Genomic DNA, 22,173 nt, shown 5'->3' on the forward strand with positions numbered 1-22,173 from the left:
GGCCGGCACGGCACCGGAGACCACCTTCCACCACCCAGCCTCTGGACCAGGAGCCCCGCCATGAGCACCAGCACCCCGGAACGTCCCGCAGCACCCATCGGCCCGGCCACCGCGGCCATCCACTCCGGCTACACCCCCGCCGCCCCGCACTTTGCCGTGGCCCCACCCATCGTGCATTCGGCGGCCTTCGAATTCCCCGACCATGCCACCGCCGTGGAGATGTTCGCGTTGCGGACCCCCGGCTTCACATACTCGCGGACCGGAAACCCCACCGTGGCCGACTTCGAGGAACGGGTGGCCACGCTGGAGGGCGGGATCGGGGCGATCGCGACGGCCACCGGACAATCGGCGGTCGCCATCGCTCTGCTCGCCCTGCTTGGTGGGGGACGCGATGAGGACGGGGCCCGGCTGCCCGGAGGGCACCATGTCGTGGCCTCCTCCCAGCTTTACGGCGGAACCGTGGACCTGCTGACCGACTCCTTCGCCGACTTCGGTTACCGCGTCGACTTCGTGGACCAGGACGATCCCGGCGCCTGGGAACGGGCCATCACGCCCGACACCCGGGCCGTCCTGGTCGAATCGATCACCAACCCGTTGTCCACGCTGCCCGACGTCGCCACGATCGCGACGATCGCCCACGCAGCAGGCGTCCCGGTGGTCGTGGACAACACCCTGGCCACCCCTGCCCTGTACCGGCCGATCGACCACGGGGCCGACATCGTGGTGCATTCGGCCACCAAGTTCATGGGCGGCCACGGCACCGCGCTGGCCGGGGTCATCGTCGAGGCCGGACGCTTTGACTTCGCCGCCGACCCGGGCAAATGGCCGCAACTGGCCACCCCGAAGGCCAGATACGGGGGACAGGTTCTCAGTGAACGCCACGGCCGGGCCGCCTATCTGGCCCTGGCCCGCAGCAAATACCTGCACGACCTCGGTCCCAGCCTGTCCGCGCCGGCAGCCGCAGAGATCAGCCGCGGCCTGGAGACCCTGGGCTTGCGTCTGGAACGGCACGGGGCCAACGCATTGCGGGTGGCCCGGTTCCTGGACACCCATCCCGCCGTCGCCCGCGTCCACCACCCCGGCCTGGACGACGCCGGGGGACCCGACCGGCGGCGGCAGGTGTCCGTGTTCTCCTTCGACCTGGCGGCCACCGCCGAGACGGTGGGGCCCTTCATCGACGCCCTGTCGCTGTTCAAGCTGGTCGCCAACCTGGGTGACACCCGGTCGTTGGTGGCCCATCCGGCGGCCATGACCCATTGCCGGCTCAGTGCGGCCCAGCGCACGGCGGCCGGCATCGGGGCGACCACCATCCGGCTGTCCATTGGTTTGGAGGACCCCGAGGACCTCATCGCCGATCTGTGTCGGTGCCTGGACGCCGTCGTCGGCGAAGCCGTCCCCACCGACCACCGGGGCCGTTCCGCCCCCTCCACCGCAGGAAGCAGGGCCTGAAATGACCATCCATGGTGCCACCGACCAGCCGCGGAGCTTCAACACCACGGCCATCCATGCCGGGCAGGAACCGGACCCGCTGACCGGGGCCGTCATCCCACCGATCTACCAGACCAGCACGTTCATCCAGGACGGCATCAACGTCCTGCGCGGGGGACACGAGTATTCACGTGGTTCCAACCCCACCCGCAACGGCTTCGAAACCCAGCTCGCCGCCCTGGAACACGGCGCCTCGGCCTACGCCTTCGCCTCGGGCATCGCCGCCGAGGATGCCCTGCTGCGTGCCGTCCTCTCCCCGGGAGACCACGTGATCCTGGGTGCCGACGGGTACGGCGGAACCCACCGGCTCATCACCCAGGTCCTGGGCCGCTGGGGCGTGGAGAACACCGCGGTGGACATCACCGATCTGGCGGCGGTCCGGGCAGCGGTGCGCCCCTCCGGCACCGTGGTGCTGTGGCTGGAAACGCCGTCGAACCCGTTGCTGGCCGTCGCCGATATCGCCGGATGGGCGCGGATAGCGCACGACGCCGGGGCGCTGCTGGTCGTGGACAACACCTTTGCCTCGCCTTATTTGCAGCGCCCCCTGGACCTGGGGGCCGACGTCGTGGTGCATTCGACCACGAAGTACATCGGCGGCCACTCCGATGTGCTCGGGGGAGCCGTCGTCGTCTCCGACGCCCTCCACCGCGGGCAGCCGGTGGCCGAACTGGTGGGCTTCCAGCAGTTCGCCGCCGGGGCCGTCGCCGGGCCGCAGGATTGCTATCTGGCCGCCCGCGGGCTGAAGACCCTGGGATTGCGCATGGACCGGCACGGGGCCAATGCGCTCGCGCTCGCCGAATGGCTCCGGGTTCAGCCGGAGATCGCCGCCGTGCACTATCCGGGACTCCCCGAAGATCCCGGGCACGAGTTGGCCGCTCGGCAGATGGACGGCTTCGGCGGCATCGTCTCGATCCGATTGGCCGGAGGGGAGGCCGCCGCCCGGAAATTCGCCGTTTCCACGCGTCTCTTCGGCCTCTCGGTCAGCCTCGGCGGAGTCGAATCCCTGGTTTGCTACAGCTCGGAAATGACCCACGCCTCGGTGCGCGGCACCGAGCTGGCCGCCCCCACGGATCTGGTGCGGCTCTCGGTCGGGGTGGAGGACGTCCGTGACCTGCGGGGGGACCTGGACCAGGCGCTGGCCACCGTCGCCTCGTTACGCGTGCCGGTGGGCGCCCGGTAGCCCGGGCGTGGCTGATGAGCTCGGTAACGGGGACGGCCACGGCTGGTTCCGGTAGGTCGGGACCCGGGGCCTGACGAACCGCGAGGCTTGAATCCAGCAGTCCAGAACCCTGTTCGTCGGTAGTGGCATCGCGCTATTATGGTCCCATGCCTCAAGTTGAAGAGCAGGTCGGTCTTCCACCGCCATCGCTCATGTCCCGGACGACCTATCTGGCCGGAAACTTGGCCCGACTGGGTAAAGCAGGCATGGTCGCCACGCTCAAAGACCGCGGTTTGGGCTTCCCTCACTACGCGGTATTGATGGCGTTGGTGGATCTCGGCCCGTTGGCTCCCCACGAGTTGGCGACCCGGCTGAACACCGACCGATCCCATGTGAGCACCTACGTGGAATCCCTCCAACGCAGCGGTCTCATTGAACGACGCCCCGACCCCACGGATCGACGACGCATCATCGTCGCCATTACCAGTGCCGGAACTGAGATCGCTCGCGACGTTGCCGCGGCTTCCACGGAGGCGGAGCTGAACCTCCTCTCGGGACTGGCCGAGGACGAGCGCGTCGAACTTCGACGACTGTTGCTCAAGGTCCTGCTCAGTGCCGACGGCTGGCCGGGCGCCCCGGCTGCTTCGACACCGTCTCCCTCCTGCTAGACGCTTTCACTGTCCGGGAGGCCGGCAACACCACCCGTACCTCCCCTCCAGAACCGCAGGAACCCACATGGCACACGACACGGCACAAGAATCCCCAGCTCGTGACGACCGGCAACCGGTCCGCACCAAACGCGAGTTCGTCTGGGCCTTCACCGGCTTGCTGCTGGCCATGCTCCTGGCAGCACTGGACCAGACGATCGTTGCGACGGCCCTGCCCAGCATCGTCGGCGACCTCAACGGGCTCGAGCACATTTCCTGGGTGATCACCGCCTACATGCTGGCGGCAACAATAGGCCTACCGATCTACGGCAAAGCCGGTGACCTCTACGGGCGCAAATCGGTCTTCGTGTTCGCCATCGTCGTCTTCCTGGCCGGCTCGATCCTGTCGGGGACCGCGACGAACATGATCCAGCTGATCATCTTCCGCGCCATCCAAGGCATTGGCGGCGGTGGCCTGATGATCGGAGCGCAGGCCATCATCGCCGACCTCGTCTCCCCCCCCGTGACCGCGGAAAATACATGGGCTTCATGGGCGCCGTATTCGGTCTGGCCTCCGTCGCGGGGCCGCTGATCGGCGGCTTCTTCACCGACAACATGGGCTGGCGGTGGATCTTCTACATCAACATCCCGCTGGGCCTGGCGGCGCTGGGGACCGTGATCTTCGCCCTGCACCTGCCCCGGCCCTCCGGGGCAGCACCACGGATCGACGTCCTGGGCACCCTGACTCTGGCCGTGTTCAGCGCGGCGGCCGTCTTCATCACCAGCTGGGGTGGAACCACCTACGCCTGGGGCAGCGTCCAGGTGCTGGTCCTGGGCGCCGTGGCAGTCGTGTCGGCGGTGGTGTTCGTGCTGGCCGAACGTCGGGCCGCCGAGCCGATCATCCCGTTGACCCTGTTCACCGAACGCAACTTCATCCTCCCGGCCCTGGCCGGGGTGACCATCGGCATCTCTATGTTTGCCACCATCGCCTATCTGCCGACCTACCTGCAGATGGTCGAGGGGGTCAACGCCACCGAATCCGGCCTCATGCTGATCCCGATGACCACCGGCATGCTCCTGGCCACGATCACCACCGGGCGGCTGGTCTCCTCCACCGGGCGCTATAAGGTGTGGCTGCTGGTCGGGCCCGCCATTGGTGCCACGGGGTTGTTCATGCTGGCGCAGATCGGGGTGGGCGTCCCGTATTGGTACACCGCCCTGGCCATGTTCGTCGTCGGGCTCGGGGTGGGGTGTTCGATGCAGAACCTCGTCGTCGTCGTACAGAACAGCGTCCCCCACCGGATCGTGGGAGTAGCCACCAGTTCGGCGTCCTACTTCCGTCAGATCGGGGCCTCGCTGGGCATCTCGGTGTTCGGGGCGCTCTTCGTCTCCCGGTTGACCGATGCCTTCTCATCGCTTCCGGCAAGCGCCGGAAAGGGGGGCTTCAGCGCGGACTCCGTCAGCTCACTAACACCGAAACTCTTGGCCCAGCTCCCGGCCCCGGTCCAGGAACTCATCGCCCAGGGGTTCGCCGAGGCACTGCCGCCTCTGTTCCTCTACGGCGTTCCGGTCATGCTGGCCGGGCTTGTCCTGGTGGTGTTCATTCATAAACAGGCACTACGTACCGAGGTGGGAGGGGCGGAACCGGCTCAGGAATCCCCCTCTGTTGAGGAGCCCGGACGGTCCGAGGCGCAGGACGTTGCCGCCCCAGCCGAGCTACCGGCCAAGGGGCGCCACCGGGCTAACGATCAGGACCTGCACCGGCCGCCGGCACCCTAGGGGCCAGGTTCGCGGCGCCGTGACACGCAAAAAGGTCCCAGCCGAGGGGGAACGGCTGGGACCTTATGCATCACTCGCACCTTGATGAGGCACTTTCAATACTAGGAAACGGTCCTTTGACCGCACTGTGAGCCCCGTCGGAGTTTGCTGGCTTTCCGGTACTGGACGTCCCGTCCAGATTCCGCTGGCAGCTGGTGGCCTACGGCTCCACAGGCTGATCCGGTGCCGGGGCCGGGGCGGGTTCCTGCGGCGCGTCGGGGGCGGCGGGTTCCTGGTTTTGCGGTGCGGGCTCCTGGTTCGGTTCCTGCTGCTGTTCCTGGTCGGGCGCGTCGTCTCCTGCCGGGGCGTCCGGGTCCTGGTTGATGGTTCCGGAGTCATCGCTCTGGTGGGTGGTCCCGCTGATCCCCGGGATCGAGGTGCCGCCGGTTCCGCTGGTACCGCCGGTGAACGAGGACACCTTGCGCCCGGCAGAGAGCTCGAAGACGAGGATCAGGGCCATGGTGATGGCGAACAGGGCGACGGTGACGCCGATGATGTGCTTCCACGGCAACCGTTGCAGGATTCCGCGCCCGGCGTCCTTCGATGGTTTGTCGACCTCATCGACGCTCGTTCCAACAGGGCCGGCGTCCCGCGCTGTCGCATGTGGTGGCTGCGCGCCGTTGGACGGCCGGGGCTTGGGGCGCCCGACGTTGACCCTTTCGCCCACGTGGTCCTTGGTCCGCTGCAGGGATTGCGAGTAGATCGACCCGCCGACGGTGATCACCAAGCTACCCAGCGCGGCCCCGATGATGGTTCCGCCCACACCCAAGGTGGACAACACCACCGCGGAGGTGACGGCGCCCAAGGCGGAGCCGACCGATCCGATCCAACTGATTTCAAGACGCTTCCTAGCCACGCATCAATTATCCCGGGTGCCGGTGGCCTTCCGAAGCCGCCGCACCCTCTTTCCCCTACCGGCTGATTCAGGAGTTCAGCAGCAAGGGAACGAGCATCATCGCCGGGACGGCGGCGATCGTGGTCAGCAGGACGGTGTCCTTGGCGACCACCAGGCCCTGCTCATACCGGGAAGCCGTGACGAAGACGTTCTGGGCCGAGGGCAATGCAGCCATGATGACCACGGCAAACAGTTCCGCCCCGTGCAGCCGGAACAGGAGGGCCCCGGCGAGCCAGGCCAGCACCGGGTGGGCGATCAGCTTCAACCCGGTGCCGATCAGGACGTCGGAGCGTCGGTGGGTGGCTTTTTCCAGGGGTTTGGAACCCACGAGGGAAATGCCGAAGGCCAGGAGCATCGCCGGAATGGATGCACCGGCGATGAGCTCGACGGGGTCGGCGATCGGCTGCGGGAGCGTCCAGTCGAAGACGGCGAACAACAGTCCCGCCAACGAGGCGACGATCATCGGGTTGCGCAGGGTGCTGAGCACCAGGGCGGTCGGGGTGGTACGTCGGCCCGAGGTGCTTGAATCCAGCAGGGACAGGAAGACGGGACTCCAGAGGGCCAGCTGGAAGAGGATCACCGGGGCCGCATGCGCCGTGCTGCCCAGGACATAGGCGGCGATCGGCAGCCCGAGGTTCGCCGAGTTCACCGTCGAGGCACTCATGGCCCCGACCAGTCGTTCGGGGCGCCCGCGGGGCAACCACCAGCCGGTGACACCGAAATAAAGCAGGGCAACACCCGTGGCGCTGATGGCCGCCACGGCCAGGCTGGGCCCCAGGACGGCGCGGGGATCGGCGTCGGCGACGGTGACGAAGAGCAGGGCCGGGCTGGCGACGAAGAACGTCAGTCGATTCAGGACATAGCGGGCCTCGGGTCCGAGGACCCCCGTGCGTCCGACGAGGTAGCCGACGATGATGACGGCCCAGACGATCGAGAATCCCGAGAGGACCCCGAGCACGGTCCTAGGAGTCCGCGGCGGAGCCGGCGATGGCGTGCGGTGGGCGCACGGCATTGGTGGACAGCGACTCGGAGGGGTCGCTCCCCAGGGCGATCATCGTGTTGTTGGCGTCGACATGGACGATGCGCGGCACATAGCTGCGTGCTTCGGCATTCTCCATCTCGGCGAAGCTGATGAGGATGACCGTATCGCCCGGATGCACCAGATGTGCGGCGGCACCGTTGATCCCCAGGACCCCGCTTCCGCGGTCCCCGGCGATGGTGTAGGTCTCGAGCCGGGCGCCGTTGGTGACATCGACGATGCTGACCAGTTCCCCGGGAAGGATGTCGGAGGCTTCGAGGAGATCGAGGTCGACGGTCACCGAACCGACATAGTGCAGATCGGCATGGGTCACAGTGGCGCGGTGGATCTTCGACTTGAACATTGTGCGTTTCATGGCACTCCTAGTCTACGCGCCGTGCGGTGGTTGGACTCCCGGCCCTGGCATGAAGAGAGCGGGCGACGGGAATCGAACCCGCGTGTCCAGCTTGGGAAGCTGGCGCTCTACCATTGAGCTACGCCCGCAAAACACCCGCCGGTCCGTTCGTACCCGCGGGTGCATCTCAGCATAGCCCAATGGGCGTTCACATGCATATTGGAACTCCACCCACCCAGCGTGCTAATCATGCCCCGCCCGTTGGGGGGACCGGCCCGGGCGGCCCGTCAGGGCCCGCGCCACCGGTTCGGCCAGCTTGGTGGCAATCGGGCCCAGAACGGCCAACAACATGACATAGGCGGTGGCCAGGGCGGCCAGTTCCGGGGAGGCACCTCCACCGGCGACGGCCAGTCCGGCGATCACGATCGAGAACTCGCCCCGGGCGATCAGTGCCGTGCCGGCGCGGATCCGGCCCGGTACGCCGATCCCGGCCCGACGGGCGGCCCAGACCCCGGTGAGGACCTTGGTCACCGAGGTCACCAGGGCCAAAGCCAGGGCCAGGACCAGGACCGGGGGGATCGTCGCCGGGTCCGTGTTGATGCCGAACAGGACGAAGAACATGGCGGCGAACAGATCCCTGAGGGGGGCCAGGACCTTGGCTGCGGAATGTGCCGTGGAACCGGAGATCGCAATGCCCAGCAGGAAGGCGCCCACGGCCGCCGAGACCTGCAAGGCCGCGGCGAGGCCCGCCACGAGCAGCGCGGCGCCGATGAGTTTGAGCAGGAAGTTCTCCTGATCGGGGGAGTGGACGAGCCGGGAAATCTGGGGTCCATACCGCAGGGCCAGCAGCAGCACCAGGGTCACGGCCAGCAGGGCGACGCCCACGGCCCGGAACCCACCCCAGAAACTCACCCCGGCCAAGGCCGCGGTGAGGATGGGCAGGTAGACGGCCATCACGAGGTCCTCGAGCACCAGGATGGACAGCACTACCGGGGTCTCGCGGTTGCCCAACCGCCCCAGATCAGTCAGGACCTTGGCCACGATCCCCGAGGAGGAGATGTAGGTGACCCCGCCGAGGACCAGACCGCCGATGACCCCCCATCCCAGGATGAGGGCCAGGGCGGCACCGGGGACGAAGTTCAGGACCAGGTCGACCAGACCTGCCAACCAGGACCGGCGCAGACCGGTGACCAGCTCCTTGGCGGTGTATTCCAGCCCCAGCATCAGCAACAGCAGGACCACGCCGATTTCGCTGGCGACGTCCCCGAACGATTCGATCCCCGACAGCGGGACCAGGCCGCCATGGCCGAAGATCAACCCGCCCAGCAGGTACAGCGGGACCGGTGACATGCCGACCCGGGCCGCCAGACGTCCGAGAAGCCCGAGGCCGAGGAAGACGGCGCCGAGTTCGATCAGGACGATGGTGGTGGGGTCCACGGGCAGGCCCTATCCGTGATTCAGCAGGTGGGCGGCCTTGTCGAGGCCCTCGGCCGTGCCGACCACGATGACGACATCACCGGCTTCGAGTTCGAATGATGGCGAGGGGGAGGCGAATACCTGGCCACTACGGGAAATAGCGACGATGGAGGCGTGGGTGCGGGTGCGCAGATGGGTGTCACCCAGTGTGTGGTCGGCGTAGGGGCTGTCCTGGCTGATGACGAACTGCTGGGTGTTCACCCCCGGTAGTTCGCGATGCTCCGCGGAAAGATCGGAGACCAGTTGCGGGGCACCGAGCAGGCCGCCGATCGCCGCGGCTTCCTCCGAGGTCAGCGGGATGGCCGCCTGGCAGGCATCGGGGTCCTGCTTTTCGGAGATGATCAGCTCCATGCCGCCCTCGCGTTTGATCACGACGCCGACGCGTCGTCCCGTGGCCAACATGACGTCGCGGCGCGTGCCGATGCCCGGAAGGGGCGTTTCTTCCAGATTCATGACACCAGCGTAGACCCCGGGGCAGTCCCTGGCAGCCCCGGGGCACCGAACACAGAGGGCCGCCGCCGGTGTTCCGGCGACGGCCCTTGGGTGATGGTGGTGTCGGGGCTCAGGCCTCCGGGGTTGCTTCGCCGTCGGCGGTGCCCTCGGTGGGCTCCTGCGGTGCCGGGGAACCATCGGGGGCGAAATCGCGGCGGATGGCGTCGACGCCTTCGGCAGGGATCTCGAAACCGAGCTGGTGGCCCGGGTTCAGGACCACACCGGCACCGTTGAGGTTGTCGACGACCGCTGCGCCGACCACGCGCACGGCGTAGGGGGCCTCGGTGGTGTAGGCCTCGGGGATCCGGTTCACCTGCGTGAACAGAGCGATTACGGGCTCGCCGTCCTTGTTCTGCAGCAGCAGCGGCTGGACGTTGTCGGTCTCCTCGGTTACTTCCTCGCGGCTGAGGAAGAAGACTTCCTCGGACAGGAAGGTCGCAATGACCTGACCGGCCATGGCCTCATCGGCCTGGCCCTGCTGTAGCACGGTCTCCAGGTGCGTTTGCGGTTCGTCGGGGTCCGGATTTTCGGATGGGTTCTGCGTTGGCTCGTCGCTCATGCCTTCCAGCCGATCACGCCCGTAGAGGATGTGCAAGCCGTGCCCCGGATCAAGTAGCTGGCGGTTCGGGGTTCGGACGCGGGCCGAATTAGACTGGGCGGCAACCAACCCACCGGATGCCAAGGATGCCCCATGACCGAGTTCCAGTACGAGGAACTGCTGCCGATCGGCCAGGACGACACCCCCTACCGCCTCATCGGAACCGAGGGGGTCCGCCGCCTCGAGGGCCCCGGGGGACGGAGCTTCCTCCAGGTCGCCCCCGAGGCCCTGGCGCATCTGGCCCGCACCGCCCTGCATGACATCTCCCATTACCTGCGTCCTGCCCATCTGCAGCAGTTGCGCAACATCCTCGACGACGAGGAAGCCAGCGCGAACGATCAGTTCGTGGCGCTTGACCTGCTGAAGAACGCGAACATCGCCGCCGGCGGGGTCCTGCCGATGTGCCAGGACACCGGCACGGCGATCGTGATGGGCAAGCGGGGCCAGCAGGTGCTCAGCGAAGGCCCGGACGAGAAGGCCCTTTCGCAGGGCATCTACGATGCCTACACCCAGTTGAACCTGCGTTATTCGCAGCTCGCCCCGCTGACGACCTGGCAGGAAACCTCCACCGGGAACAACCTGCCGGCCCAGATCGAGCTCTATGCCGACACCGAGCCCGGCCACGAGGAACAGTACAAGTTCCTGTTCATGGCCAAGGGCGGGGGATCAGCGAACAAGTCCTTCCTCTACCAGGAGACCAAGGCGATCCTGAACGAGAATGCCATGCTGGCCTTCCTCGACGAGAAGCTGCGCTCGCTGGGCACCGCTGCGTGCCCGCCGTACCACCTCTCGATCGTCATCGGGGGAACCAGCGCCGAATTCGCGTTGAAGACCGCCAAATACGGTTCGGCCAAATACCTGGACCACCTGCCGACCACCGGGGCGATGACCGGAAGGGGATTCCGCGACATCGACCTGGAGGAGAAGGTCCTGGAGCTGACCCGCCACTTCGGTATCGGAGCCCAGTTCGGGGGCAAATACTTCTGCCACGACGTCCGCATCGTCAGGTTGCCCCGCCATGGTGCCTCGCTTCCCGTGGCGATCGCCGTCTCCTGCTCGGCCGACCGCCAGATGTTGGCGAAGATCACTGCCGAAGGCGTCTTCGTCGAACAGCTTGAAACCGACCCGGCCCGCTTCATGCCCGAAACGGATCACCCGGCGGTCGCCGCGCACGACGGCGACACCGACGGTGTCAGCGGGACCGGTGGCTCCTCGGTGGTCAGGATCGACCTGAACCGTCCGATGCCGGAGATCCTCGCCGAACTATCCAGACACCCGGTGAAGACCCGCCTGTCGTTGACCGGTCCGCTGGTGGTGGCCCGCGACATCGCCCACGCGAAGATCCGCGAACGACTGGATGCCGGGGAGGAGATGCCGCAGTACCTGAAGGACCACCCCGTCTACTACGCCGGCCCGGCGAAGACCCCCGAGGGCATGGCCTCCGGGTCCTTCGGCCCGACCACGGCGGGGAGGATGGATTCCTATGTCGACCGGTTCCAGGCGGCCGGCGGTTCGATGGTCATGCTGGCCAAGGGCAACCGGTCCCGGCAGGTCACCGATGCCTGCCAGAAGCATGGCGGCTTCTATCTGGGCTCGATCGGCGGCCCCGCGGCCCGGTTGGCGCAGGATTGCATTCGCCGGGTCGAGGTCCTCGAGTACGAGGAGCTGGGGATGGAAGCCATCTGGCGCATCGAGGTGGAGGACTTCCCGGCCTTCATCGTGGTCGACGACCAGGGCAATGACTTCTTCGCCGAGACCCTGACCCCGACCTTCACCGCGATCCCGGTCCGGGCGGGCTAGGCGCCCCGGACCGGGGCCGGAAGGCTACTCGGTGAAGGCGCTGCGGGCCCAGTCGGGCCACCAGCGGGTTTCCTCGGCGCGGCGCTCCTGACGCTCCCATTCGGCGTCGCGGGCCGCCTTTTCCCGGGCGGCCTGCCGTTCTGCCGCGGCTTCCTTCTTCGCGGTCTTGGACTTCTGCTTCTTCCGGTCGGCCACCAAATGATCGGAATACTCTTCGAAGGTGGCCATGTCCTGCTGGTCCATCCGTTGTGCCGCCTTGGTGCCGACATAGCGCAGATGCCACGGCTCGAAGTTGTAGCCGGTGGTTTCGTGCTCGTCCTGGGGGTACCTGACGATGAAACCGTAGTCGGCGGCATGGGCGGCGATCCATTTGCCGGAGGGCAGATCGGCCAGGCAGGCCTTCAGGGCGCATTGGCCACTGGCGGCTCCGACGTCGGCGGAAAGCCCGAGCTGATGTTCGCTGGTTCCCGGCTTGGCCGAGATGCGTGCGGCATAGTCCTTGCCGTACTTCCTCGTGTACCGCTGGAAGAGGGCGAGCTGGTGGTCATAGGAGCGGTAGGCGCTGATGACCGTGAGTCGTTGCCCATCCCGGGCGCCGCCGGCGATGAGCTTCTTCATGGCCTTGGCGGCGCGGGGAACCATCTCGGTGCCGTTTCCGGAGACCGAGACCAGATCCTTGGGCGCGTAGTCGCGCGGCTGCAACGGATGATCCTTGTTGACCAGCACCAACGGGGAGGCGGGGTCGGTGCTGTAGGCGGCGTACTGGTGATCGGAGGTGGAGGACTTCGAATTCTTCCCGGGCGTCGCCTCTGCGGTGGCCGCGCTGGAGGGCGTGGCCTGGGTGCTTTGCAGGTCACCGACGGGGGAGGCCTGGGCCGTGGCGGCAGGCAGCAGGAAGGCAGCCGCGAGCGCGATGCTGGTCGCCACTGCGGGAAGACGGCGGAGCGTGTCGGGTGTAGTCATCATGGTGTGTGTGGTGCGTGGAGCAGCCTGCGGACCTCGCAGGGCCGTTCGACCCACCGAGCTACAGGATAACGCCGGGGGCCCGGCATAGGCTATTTTGGGAACCGTGCTGATATCTGACCGCGACATCCGGACCGAACTGGACAGCGGGCGCATCGGGTTGGACCCGTATGAGCCCGGGATGATCCAGCCCGCCAGCGTCGACGTCCGCCTGGACCGCTATTTCAGGCTTTTCGACAACCACAAATACGCCCATATCGACCCCTCGCAGGACCAACCGGAGCTGACCCGCCTGGTGGAAGTCGACCCCACCGAGGCGTTCGTCCTCCACCCGGGGGAATTCGTGCTCGGCTCGACCTACGAACGGGTCACGCTGCCCGACGACGTCGCGGCCCGGCTCGAAGGGAAGTCATCGCTGGGCCGGCTGGGACTGCTCACGCACTCCACCGCGGGCTTCATCGATCCAGGCTTCTCGGGGCATGTGACATTGGAACTGTCGAACATGGCGACCCTGCCGATCAAACTGTGGCCGGGATCGAAGATCGGCCAGCTTTGCTTCTTCAAGCTCACCTCGCCGACGGAGCACCCCTATGGTTCCGGACCCTACGGGAACCGCTACCAGGGCCAACGCGGTCCGACGGCGTCGCGGAGCCACCTGAACTTCCACCGCACCGACCTGCAGGCCTGAACCGGCTCAGCCGCGACCGGTGAACGGCATGCCGGTGGCCGTGATGACCAATGAGTCGACGGTGACCTCCAAGGGGAGTTCGGCCAGCTGCCTCACCGCCCGGGCCGCATGATGGACGTCGAAGACCGGCTCGTTCTTCGTGCTGCCGTCGGCCTGGAGGGTCCCGGTGGTGAATCCCGCCGTCAATTCGGTGGCGGTGTTGCCGATGTCGATTTGTGAGGCGGTGACCCGTGAGGTGCGCCCATCGAGGGCGATGGACTTCGTCAGCCCGGTGATGGCATGTTTCGTCGTCGTGTAGGCCACCGATTGCGGTCGCGGTGCGTGGGCGGAGATCGACCCGTTGTTGATGATCCTGCCGCCCTGCGGATCCTGGGACTTCATCGCCCTGACGGCCGCTGCGGCGCAGAGCACGCTGCCGGTCAGATTCACGGCCACCACGTCGTTCCAATCCGAAAGCGGGATCTCGTCGACCGAGGCGCGGGGGCCGAAGGCGCCGGCGTTGTTGAACAGGACGTCCACCCGGTTCCAGGTTCCGGTCACCGTCGAGAACAGGGCCTCGACCTGCTGGGGGTCGGTGATGTCCGTGGGGACGACCAGGGCCCGGTCGTTGGCCCGTGCCGTCTGTTCCAGGGCCCCGGACCGTCGTCCTGCCAGCGCGACGTACCAGCCGTGATCCAGTAGCTCATGGGCCACGGCCCGGCCGATCCCCGAGCCGGCACCGGTGACGACGGCGACACGGACGGTTGATTCCGGGGTGTTCGGGGGGATGGTCATGCGTTCTCCTGATCGGTTGAGGGGGTGGGTTTGCGCACCGGCAGCAGCAGGAGCAATCCGAACAGCAGGACCAGCATGATCCCGAGGATGCCGTAGCGCTGGGCGCCGCCTTCAGCCACGTGGCTCGTGGCCAGGACGATGGCCAGGGTGAAGAAGCCCGGGGCCAGGAAGGAGACCGCGCGGCCGGTCGTGGCATACAGGCCGAAGAGCTCGCCTTCGCGGCCTTCGGCGGCCAGCCGGGCCAGAAACGCGCGGGACGAGGCCTGTGCGGGCCCGACGAACAGGGTCAGCATCAGGCCGAAGATCCAGAAGCCGGTGGCGTCGGGGGAAAGGAACACCCCCCCAGCGGCGACGAGCAGGCCCACGAGGGAGCCGATGATGACCGCCTTGGGGCCGATCTTGTCATCCAGCACCCCACCGACCAGGGCGCCCGCGGCAGCCACGAGGTTCCCGACGATGGCAAAGACGATCACTTCGGAGAGTTCGAAGCCGAAGGTTCCGGCGGCGATCACCCCGCCGAAGGCGAAGACGGCGGCCAGCCCATCGCGGAACACGGCCGAAGCGATGAGGAAGAAGACCGTGTTCCGCTCGGTGCGCCAGAGCGAGGCGACGTTGCGGCCCAGCTGTCTGTAGGACTCCAGGATGCTGACCTTGGCCATCTTCTGCCGCCGGGAGACCTCGGGGACGGCGAAGAGCACCGGCAGCCCGAAACCGAAGAACCAGAGGGCGGAGAAGACCGCGACCAGCCGGATGTTCAAGGCGTTGTCGGTGTTGGAACCCGGCCAGTCGACCACGGGCTGGACGAAGAGGAACAAGACCAGGGACAAGGCCAGGATGCCACCGACGTAGCCCATGCCCCATCCGAAGCCCGAGATCTTGCCGATGGTCTTCGGGGTGGAGATCTGCGGGAGCATGGCGTTGTAGTTGACGCCGGCGAATTCGGAAAAGACGCTGGCTGCGGCGATGAGACCGACCCCCAGCACCAGGAAGCGCGGATCGGGGAAGACGAAGAAGGCGGCGGCGGTGGCCAGGGCCACCAGGGCCGTGTTCACGCCCAGCCAGAAGCGGCGGCGGCCGCCCGCATCCGACCGCTGGCCGGTCACCGGGGCCAACAGGGCGATCGTGAAACCGGCGACGGTCAGCGCCAGCGACAGCGCGGAGGTGTTGGAATCGGTATCCCCGAACGCGGAACTGGTCAGGTAGACGGTGAACACGAAGGTCGTCATCACCGCGTTGATCGCCGAGGCGCCCCAGTCCCAGGAGGCCCAGGCAATGACTTGTTTCGAGATCGTTCGTGCTCCGCGCTCGGGCAGCGCCTTGGGCGTGGCGTTCGGGCTCATTCCTGAAGCGTAACGCCCTGCGCGAAATTACCGGCCTATTAAGGTGCTTTCTACGGAATCGGATTGATGAACTGTTAAACTAAATTAATTACCTGACCGAGTGCTGCAGTATCGAACCATGCGTGGCCCAGAACCCCTCAGGAGAACATCGTGGCCGTGGTCCTCATCGCGCTCTTTGCGGTGAGCGCCGTGGCGCCGCTTTTGTTCCGCCGCTTCGGCCGGGCTTCGTTCTATCTCCTCGGTGCCGTCCCCGCCGCCGCATTCGTGTGGCTGCTGGTCAACTTTGATTCCTTCATCTCCGCCGACCAATCGGCGGCCGCCGGGGAACCGAATGCGCCACCTGGATTACTGCTCCATTGGATCCCCGTCCTGCAACTGGACCTGGCTTTCCGGATGGATGCGTTGGCCGCGGTCCTGAGCTTGCTGATCCTGGGCGTCGGTGCGCTGGTGTTGTTCTACTGCGCGCGCTATTTCAAGAACGAGGACGCCAACATCGGGCCCTTCGGCGCCCAGCTGCTGGCCTTCGCCGGGGCCATGTTCGGGCTGGTGATCGCCGATGACCTGATCCTGCTGTTCATCTTCTGGGAAATCACGACGATCCTGTCCTATCTGCTGGTCGGCTTCGCCCGGACCCGCATCTTCGCCCGCCGCTCCGCCCTGCAGGCGCTGCTGGTGACCACCTTCGGCGGATTGGCCATGCTGCTGGGCCTGGTGATGATCGGCCAGACCGCCGGCACCTACCGGCTCTCCGAAATCATGGCGATGGCCCCGGAACTGGCCTCGCGCGGAACCGTCATCGATATCGCCATCGCCCTGGTGCTTCTCGGGGCCGTGAGTAAATCGGCACTGGTACCCTTCCATTTCTGGCTCCCCGGTGCCATGGCCGCACCAACCCCGGTATCCGCCTACCTCCATGCCGCCGCCATGGTGAAAGCAGGGGTCTACCTGGTGGCCCGCCTGGCCCCCGGATTCTCCGGGACCACCTACTGGGACGGGATGATCATCGGGCTGGGGCTGGCGACCATGCTCGTCGGTGGCTGGAGGGCCCTGCGACAGACCGACATCAAACTGGTGCTGGCCTACGGGACCGTCTCCCAGCTGGGTTTCATCATGTTGGTGGTGGGGCAGGGCACCGCGGATGCCGCCCTCGCCGGGCTGGCCCTGATGCTGGCCCACGGTTTCTTCAAGGCGGCATTGTTCCTGGTCGTGGGGATCATCGACCATCAGGCGGGAACCCGCGACGTGAGACTGCTGTCGGGACTGTGGCGGACCGCTCCGAAACTGTTCGTCGTCGCGGTGATCTCGGCGGCTTCGATGGCCGGCATCCCATCGCTGTATGGCTTCGTCGCCAAGGAATCGGTGCTCGAGGTCCTATTGGCCGGTGCTCATGACATCGCGGGGATCATCGTGTTCCTGGGGGTGCTGCTCGGCTCCGTCTTCACCGTCGCCTACAGCGCACGATTCATCTGGGGCGGCTTCGCTTCCAAACCGGGCATGCCGGCCACGGCGTTCAAGGCCGTCCCGTGGTCCTTCCTGGCGGCGCCGGCGGTCCTGACCGCGGCAACAGTGGTGTTCGGGTTCCTCCCGACGCCGCTGGGGAAGGCTGCGGCCGGATTCGCCTCGTTGTTCCCGGCCTCCGAGCACCCGGTCCAGCTGGCCCTATGGCACGGTCCGACCCCGGTGCTGGGCTTCTCGGTGCTCGTCATCGCCGCCGGGCTGCTGGTGCATCGGTGGCGGGCCGGATTCGGCGCCCTGCAGTCCCGCGTCCCGGCACTGCTCGAAGCCGAGCAGGTGTACAAGTGGTCGCTGAACGCGGTCGACGAGGTCTCCGTCTGGACCACCGGGCGGACCCAGCGTGGTTCGCTGCCGTTCTACCTGGGCGTCATCCTCCTGGTTGCCCTGGTGGTCCCGGCGGTCGCGGGGCTGACCAACCAGACACCCCTGCCGGAGAACATCGTCTGGTTCGACACCCCCGCCCAACTGATCGCCGGACTCTGCATGATCGTCGGGGCCCTGGCGGCCATCCGGGCCAACCGGCGCTTCCTGGCCGTGTTGATGGTCTCCGTCACCGGGTACGGCATGGCCTTCATCTTCGCCCTGCAGGGTGCCCCGGACCTGGCGCTGACCCAATTGCTGGTGGAAACGATCGTCCTGGTGGCGATGGTGCTGGCGCTGCGGGTGCTTCCCCCACCGCTCTGGACGCTGAACCCCACGGGGCACCGCATGGCGCGGGCCCTGCTGGGGATCGGGTTCGGGGTGGCGATGATCGGCATCGCCGCAGCCGCCATGGCCTCACGTACCGCGGACCCGGTGTCGCTGTCCTTCCCGGAACTGGCCTATTTCGGCGGGGCCGGCAAGAACATCGTCAACGTCACCCTCGTGGACATCCGTGTCTGGGACACCTTCGGGGAGATCACCGTGTTGGCCGTGGCCGCCACCGGGGTGGCCTCGCTGATCTTCGTCCGCGGCCGGGGCGACATCAGGCACCGGGTGGTCGAGGCGGAACCCGGATCCGTGGGGCGGGCCAGACCACAGCCCGGCGGCACCCGCGCCGCGGCGGCCCTGGCGACCGCCCGGCATTTCGCCCAGTCGGCGAAGGACGCCTGGCTGGTGGCCGGCAAGACGCTGGCCCCCGAACGCCGGTCCATCATCTTCGAAGTGGTTGCCCGGCTGGTCTTCCACACGATCATCATCTTCTCCATCTACCTCCTGCTGGCCGGACATAATTCCCCCGGCGGCGGATTCGCCGGCGGGCTGTTGGCCGGACTGGCCCTGACCATCCGTTATCTGGCCGGCGGGCGGTTCGAACTCGCCGAAGCCACCCCCATCAGCCCTGGCACGTTGCTGGGCCTCGGTCTGGCCACCTCGGCCCTCTCCGGCGTCGTCCCCCTGCTGCTGGGCGGCCAACTGTTCCAGACCGCGGTCCTTGAATTCGCCCTGCCCGTCTTCGGGGAGCAGAAATTCGTCACCTCCACGTTCTTCGACATCGGGGTGTACCTGGTGGTGGTGGGGCTGGTCGTGGACGTGCTGCGCAGCCTCGGCTCGGAGATCGATGAGAAGACCGAGAAGCGCGGACTGCTCTCCGGCGGGGTGCGCCGGCCTCGCCGGCCCGTCGTCCAACGGGCGGGGGACCGGCAATGAGTGTGAACATGACCCTGCTGATCGTGATGGGCGTGCTCTTCGCGGCGGGGATCTACCTGTTGCTCGAACGCAGTCTGACCCGGGTGCTGCTGGGCATCATCCTGGTCGGCAACGGGGTGAACCTGCTGATCCTGGCCGCCGGCGGGCGCAGCGGGCTCGCCCCCCTCTACGAGGCGGGGACCCCGGCGGAGGACTATGCCGACCCGCTTCCGCAGGCGCTGATCCTCACCGCCATCGTCATCACCTTCGCGGTCACCGCGTTCCTGCTGGCCATGATCTACCGGTCCTGGGTCATCGCCCGCCGGGACGAACTCACCGACGACGCCGAGGACCGCCGGGTAGCCTCCAAGGACACCTTCGACTTCGAGGAGGACTCCGAAGTCGAGCTGGAGACCTCGGAGTTCCCGGCCGATATCGATGACGAGGGGGAGGGGGGCCACACCGAGGAATCGCGGAGGGCGGCGGCCGCCCGGGTCGCCGGGGAACGGCTGGCCAGCGAACTGCGGCAGGCCTCCTCCGAGGAGAGTGCGGGAACCAACAACAAACGACGCAACAGGAAGGCCCGATGATGGACGACCTGGCCGCGATCGACGTCGCCCCCCTGGCGGTGCTGCTGCCCATCCTGGGCGCCGCCCTGGCCTTCGTGCTGCGACGGCACCCGCTGGCCCAGCGCACCGCGACGATCGGGACCCTGTGCCTGACCCTCGCCCTGGAATCCTGGCTCCTGGTATCGGCCTGGAGACATGGGGCGCAAGCGGTCGTCATCGGCGGATGGGCCCCACCGTTCGGGATCTCCATGGTGGTCGACGAGTTCTCCGCACTGATGCTCGTGGTCTCCACGGCGGTCAGCCTGACCGTGCTGCTCTACGCCACCGGCCAAGGCATGGCCGACGGGGACGAGGACGGGCCCATCTCGGTGTTCCACCCCGCCTACCTGATCCTGGTCGCCGGGGTGTCCAACGCCTTTCTGGCCGGCGACCTGTTCAACCTCTACGTCGGTTTCGAAATCCTGCTGACCGCCTCCTACGTGCTGCTGACCCTGGGCGGGACCACGGCCCGGATCCGTGCGGGGGTCACCTATGTGGTGGTCTCGGTGGTCTCCTCGATCCTGTTCCTGCTGGCGATCGGGCTGGTCTACGCCGCGACCGGGACCGTGAACATGGCCGATCTGGCCGGCAAGCTCGCCGAGATCGACCCCGGAACCCAACAGATCCTGCATGTGATGCTGCTGGTCGCCTTCGGCGTCAAGGCCGCGGTGTTCCCGCTGTCCTTCTGGCTCCCCGACTCCTACCCGACGGCTCCTGCGCCGGTGACGGCCGTGTTCGCCGGCCTGCTGACCAAGGTGGGTGTCTATGCGATCATCCGGACCGAAACCCTGCTCTTCCCAGGGGGCCGGCTGAACACGGCGCTGCTGGTGGTCGCCCTGCTGACCATGCTCGTGGGGATCCTCGGCGCCCTCGCCCAGGCCGACTTCAAACGCATGCTCTCCTTCACGTTGACCAGCCACATCGGCTACATGATGTTCGGGGTCGCCACCGGCAGCGCCGTCGCCCTGGCGGCCACCGTCTACTACGTGGCCCACCACATCATCGTGCAGACCTCGCTGTTCCTGGTCGCCGGGCTGATGGAACGCCGGGGCGGGACCTCGAACGTGGACCGGCTCGGGTCGTTGGCCAAGCTGTCACCGGTGCTGGCGGTACTGTTCTTCATCCCGGCGATGAACCTGGCCGGCATCCCGCCGTTCTCCGGGTTCCTGGGCAAGGTCGGGTTGCTGCGCGGCGGCGTGGACCTGGGGACCCCGCTGGCCTGGGTCCTGCTGGCCGGGGCCCTGGTGACCTCCCTGCTGACCCTGTTGGCCGTCGCCCGGGTCTGGAACCGGGCGTTCTGGCGTCGCGCCGAGGACGCCGAGGACGCCGACCCGATCCTGCTGATCGCCGCGGAGGAGGCCCGCCGTCCCGCCACCGGGACGACCGGCGTCAAAACCCAGCCACATCGCCTGAGCGGACGGGGGGATGCGGCCGTGCTGCCCCCGACCATGGTCTTCGCCACCGGGGTGCTGGTGGCCCTGGGGGTGGCCCTGACCATCTTCGCCGGGCCGCTCTTCGACCTGGCCGACCAGGCCTCGCAGCAGATGCTCGAACGCACGCCCTACATCGAGGCCGTCCTGGGCGCCTCCGAGACGGGAGGCGGACGATGAGCCCGCACCGGCATCCGCGTCCGGCACGGCCCTCGGAACTGCTCACCGGGGCCCGCAGCGCCCGGGCCAGGGCACGACGGCGTCGTGCCCGCTTCCTGATCGAACTTCCCCTGATGTTGTGGCTGGTCCTGGTGTGGGGCGCCCTCTGGCGGGACTTCAGCCCCGGGAACCTGATTTTCGGGTTCGTCATCGCCCTGGGGGTGGTGACGACCTTCAAACTGCCTCCCGTGGAGCTCTCCGGCCGGTTCAACCCCTGGCAGGGGCTGGTGTTCACGGTGTTGTTCCTGCGTGAAATCGTGCGGGCGAGCATCCAGGTGGTGCTCGTGGTCCTCCGGCGCGGGCCGAAGGTGCGCAACGCGGTCATCGGCATCCGCATGCGCAGCCAGGAAGACCTCATGGCCACGGTCCTGGGGCATGTGCTGACCCTCATCCCGGGGTCCTTCGTCGTGGAGATCGACCGGACGACCTCCACGCTTTACCTGCACGTGCTGGACATCAACACCGTCCAGGAGGCCGAGGACTTCCGGCGGCAGGTCAGGTCCATCGAAGCGAGGATCATCCGGATGATGGGCAGCCGGGAGGAACTGGCGGCCCTGGACGCCGAGGGCCCCGCAGGCCCCGACCCCGCAGCACGAGCGAACCGATCGATGAAGGAGCACCCATGATCATCGTCGCTGCCTGGATCGCCGGGGTCGCCCTGGCGCTTGGCGCCGTCATGGCACTGATCCGGTTGGCCAGGGGCCCGTCGATCCTGGACCGGACTCTGGCCCTGGACGTCCTGTTGATCATCATCCTGTGCGGACTCTGCGTGGACATGGTCGTGAACCGGCATCTGAACCACATCGTGTTCATCGTCGTCGGGTCGCTGGTGGCCTTCATCGGTTCGGTCACCATCGCCCGCTACGTCACCGATCGGAGGGGGCAATGATCGTGCTTGGACTGACCGAGGGCGGGACGCTGGACCAGGTCCTGGACTGGATCGTGGTGATCAGCATGGTCTCCGGGGCTCTGCTGTCCGTGGCCGCAGGCATCGGCCTGCTGCGTTTCCCGGACCTCTTCTCCCGCATGCACGCGGCCACGAAACCGCAGGTCCTGGGATTGTTCCTGATGCTGCTCTCCGTCGCCCTGCAGATCAGGGCCTGGTCCGCGGTGCCGATACTGGTGCTGGCCTGGTTCTTCCAGCTGCTCACCGCCCCGGTGACCGCCCATATGGTCGGTCGTGCCGGCTACCGGACCCGGCACCTCAAACAGGAGACGCTGGTCCTCGACGACCTCAATGAAGTGGTCTCCGAGGCCCAGCGCCGCCTGGACGAAGGCCGCTGAC

Annotated in this window: 22 protein-coding genes and 1 tRNA gene; 13 read left to right on the forward strand and 10 right to left on the reverse strand. The window is 67.3% G+C overall.

Annotated elements, in window-relative coordinates; translation table 11 throughout:
• The first annotated feature begins 60 nt into the window (after positions 1 to 60).
• The 5 genes from ACT3S6_RS10230 to ACT3S6_RS10250 all read left to right on the forward strand — a co-directional run bounded on the left by ACT3S6_RS10230 (position 61) and on the right by ACT3S6_RS10250 (position 5,073).
• Positions 61 to 1,449 (forward strand): O-acetylhomoserine aminocarboxypropyltransferase/cysteine synthase family protein, encoded by a 1,389-nt coding sequence (locus tag ACT3S6_RS10230; RefSeq protein ID WP_444554849.1) that lies wholly within the window; start codon positions 61 to 63, stop codon positions 1,447 to 1,449.
• A gap of 1 nt (position 1,450) precedes the next feature.
• A complete protein-coding gene (locus tag ACT3S6_RS10235; protein ID WP_444554850.1) occupies positions 1,451 to 2,668 on the forward strand; it encodes a cystathionine gamma-synthase in 1,218 nt (405 codons plus the stop codon).
• Between the two features lie 146 nt (positions 2,669 to 2,814).
• Positions 2,815 to 3,315: a MarR family winged helix-turn-helix transcriptional regulator gene (locus tag ACT3S6_RS10240; RefSeq protein WP_444554851.1), complete on the forward strand. Its 501-nt coding sequence runs from the start codon at positions 2,815 to 2,817 to the stop codon at positions 3,313 to 3,315.
• A 67-nt stretch (positions 3,316 to 3,382) separates the two neighbouring features.
• Complete coding sequence (locus ACT3S6_RS10245) at positions 3,383 to 3,886, forward strand: MFS transporter (RefSeq protein ID WP_444554852.1); 504 nt, start codon at positions 3,383 to 3,385, stop codon at positions 3,884 to 3,886.
• Positions 3,844 to 5,073: an MFS transporter gene (locus ACT3S6_RS10250; protein ID WP_444554853.1), complete on the forward strand. Its 1,230-nt coding sequence runs from the start codon at positions 3,844 to 3,846 to the stop codon at positions 5,071 to 5,073. The genes ACT3S6_RS10245 and ACT3S6_RS10250 overlap by 43 nt, the downstream gene beginning before the upstream one ends.
• Positions 5,074 to 5,272: 199 nt before the next feature.
• On the opposite strand, the gene ACT3S6_RS10255 is transcribed toward ACT3S6_RS10250, so the two are convergent.
• From ACT3S6_RS10255 to ACT3S6_RS10285, 7 genes are all read right to left on the reverse strand, one after another.
• Positions 5,273 to 5,968 (reverse strand): hypothetical protein, encoded by a 696-nt coding sequence (locus ACT3S6_RS10255; protein ID WP_444554854.1) that lies wholly within the window; start codon positions 5,966 to 5,968, stop codon positions 5,273 to 5,275.
• Positions 5,969 to 6,035: 67 nt separating this feature from the next.
• Positions 6,036 to 6,965: an AEC family transporter gene (locus tag ACT3S6_RS10260; RefSeq protein WP_444554855.1), complete on the reverse strand. Its 930-nt coding sequence runs from the start codon at positions 6,963 to 6,965 to the stop codon at positions 6,036 to 6,038.
• 4 nt (positions 6,966 to 6,969) lie between these two features.
• On the reverse strand, positions 6,970 to 7,401 hold the full coding sequence (panD, locus tag ACT3S6_RS10265; protein ID WP_444554856.1) for an aspartate 1-decarboxylase: 432 nt from the start codon (positions 7,399 to 7,401) through the stop codon (positions 6,970 to 6,972).
• Between the two features lie 57 nt (positions 7,402 to 7,458).
• Positions 7,459 to 7,529 (reverse strand) — tRNA-Gly (locus ACT3S6_RS10270).
• A 94-nt stretch (positions 7,530 to 7,623) separates the two neighbouring features.
• Positions 7,624 to 8,817 (reverse strand): cation:proton antiporter, encoded by a 1,194-nt coding sequence (locus tag ACT3S6_RS10275; protein WP_444554857.1) that lies wholly within the window; start codon positions 8,815 to 8,817, stop codon positions 7,624 to 7,626.
• A 9-nt stretch (positions 8,818 to 8,826) separates the two neighbouring features.
• Complete coding sequence (locus ACT3S6_RS10280) at positions 8,827 to 9,309, reverse strand: cation:proton antiporter regulatory subunit (protein ID WP_444554858.1); 483 nt, start codon at positions 9,307 to 9,309, stop codon at positions 8,827 to 8,829.
• Positions 9,310 to 9,418: 109 nt separating this feature from the next.
• Positions 9,419 to 9,907, reverse strand: a complete 489-nt coding sequence (locus ACT3S6_RS10285) for an SseB family protein (RefSeq protein ID WP_444554859.1) — start codon at positions 9,905 to 9,907, stop codon at positions 9,419 to 9,421.
• A gap of 132 nt (positions 9,908 to 10,039) precedes the next feature.
• On the opposite strand from ACT3S6_RS10285, the gene ACT3S6_RS10290 reads away from it, so the two are divergent.
• The gene (locus tag ACT3S6_RS10290; RefSeq protein ID WP_444554860.1) at positions 10,040 to 11,746 is read left to right on the forward strand and encodes a fumarate hydratase; all 1,707 of its coding nucleotides are present in this window, start codon (positions 10,040 to 10,042) and stop codon (positions 11,744 to 11,746) included.
• 24 nt (positions 11,747 to 11,770) lie between these two features.
• On the opposite strand, the gene ACT3S6_RS10295 is transcribed toward ACT3S6_RS10290, so the two are convergent.
• The gene (locus tag ACT3S6_RS10295) at positions 11,771 to 12,712 is read right to left on the reverse strand and encodes a M15 family metallopeptidase (RefSeq protein ID WP_444554861.1); all 942 of its coding nucleotides are present in this window, start codon (positions 12,710 to 12,712) and stop codon (positions 11,771 to 11,773) included.
• A gap of 103 nt (positions 12,713 to 12,815) precedes the next feature.
• On the opposite strand from ACT3S6_RS10295, the gene dcd reads away from it, so the two are divergent.
• A complete protein-coding gene (gene dcd, locus ACT3S6_RS10300) occupies positions 12,816 to 13,397 on the forward strand; it encodes a dCTP deaminase (protein ID WP_444554862.1) in 582 nt (193 codons plus the stop codon).
• Positions 13,398 to 13,403: 6 nt separating this feature from the next.
• On the opposite strand, the gene ACT3S6_RS10305 is transcribed toward dcd, so the two are convergent.
• Positions 13,404 to 14,171, reverse strand: a complete 768-nt coding sequence (locus ACT3S6_RS10305; RefSeq protein ID WP_444554863.1) for an SDR family oxidoreductase — start codon at positions 14,169 to 14,171, stop codon at positions 13,404 to 13,406.
• Positions 14,168 to 15,511: an MFS transporter gene (locus ACT3S6_RS10310; RefSeq protein ID WP_444554864.1), complete on the reverse strand. Its 1,344-nt coding sequence runs from the start codon at positions 15,509 to 15,511 to the stop codon at positions 14,168 to 14,170. Before ACT3S6_RS10310 ends, ACT3S6_RS10305 begins: the two co-directional genes overlap by 4 nt.
• A gap of 150 nt (positions 15,512 to 15,661) precedes the next feature.
• Between ACT3S6_RS10310 and ACT3S6_RS10315 the strand changes: the two genes are divergently transcribed.
• From ACT3S6_RS10315 to mnhG, 6 genes are read left to right on the forward strand one after another with little or no spacing between them, the layout of a single operon-like run.
• Entirely contained in the window at positions 15,662 to 18,652 is a 2,991-nt protein-coding gene (locus ACT3S6_RS10315) for a Na+/H+ antiporter subunit A (RefSeq protein ID WP_444554865.1), read from the forward strand.
• Positions 18,649 to 19,221, forward strand: a complete 573-nt coding sequence (locus tag ACT3S6_RS10320; RefSeq protein ID WP_444554866.1) for a Na(+)/H(+) antiporter subunit C — start codon at positions 18,649 to 18,651, stop codon at positions 19,219 to 19,221. The genes ACT3S6_RS10315 and ACT3S6_RS10320 overlap by 4 nt, the downstream gene beginning before the upstream one ends.
• Complete coding sequence (locus tag ACT3S6_RS10325) at positions 19,218 to 20,849, forward strand: Na+/H+ antiporter subunit D (protein ID WP_444554867.1); 1,632 nt, start codon at positions 19,218 to 19,220, stop codon at positions 20,847 to 20,849. The genes ACT3S6_RS10320 and ACT3S6_RS10325 overlap by 4 nt, the downstream gene beginning before the upstream one ends.
• Positions 20,846 to 21,514 carry a Na+/H+ antiporter subunit E gene (locus ACT3S6_RS10330; RefSeq protein ID WP_444554868.1) on the forward strand — a complete coding sequence of 223 codons (669 nt, stop codon included), beginning with the start codon at positions 20,846 to 20,848 and terminating at the stop codon, positions 21,512 to 21,514. Before ACT3S6_RS10325 ends, ACT3S6_RS10330 begins: the two co-directional genes overlap by 4 nt.
• A complete protein-coding gene (locus ACT3S6_RS10335) occupies positions 21,511 to 21,777 on the forward strand; it encodes a monovalent cation/H+ antiporter complex subunit F (protein WP_444554869.1) in 267 nt (88 codons plus the stop codon). The genes ACT3S6_RS10330 and ACT3S6_RS10335 overlap by 4 nt, the downstream gene beginning before the upstream one ends.
• Positions 21,774 to 22,172 (forward strand): monovalent cation/H(+) antiporter subunit G, encoded by a 399-nt coding sequence (mnhG, locus tag ACT3S6_RS10340; RefSeq protein ID WP_444554870.1) that lies wholly within the window; start codon positions 21,774 to 21,776, stop codon positions 22,170 to 22,172. The genes ACT3S6_RS10335 and mnhG overlap by 4 nt, the downstream gene beginning before the upstream one ends.
• The last annotated feature ends 1 nt before the right edge of the window (position 22,173 follow it).

The sequence above is a fragment of the Arthrobacter sp. AOP36-C1-22 genome (assembly GCF_052377515.1).
GTDB lineage: Bacteria > Actinomycetota > Actinomycetes > Actinomycetales > Micrococcaceae > Arthrobacter_H.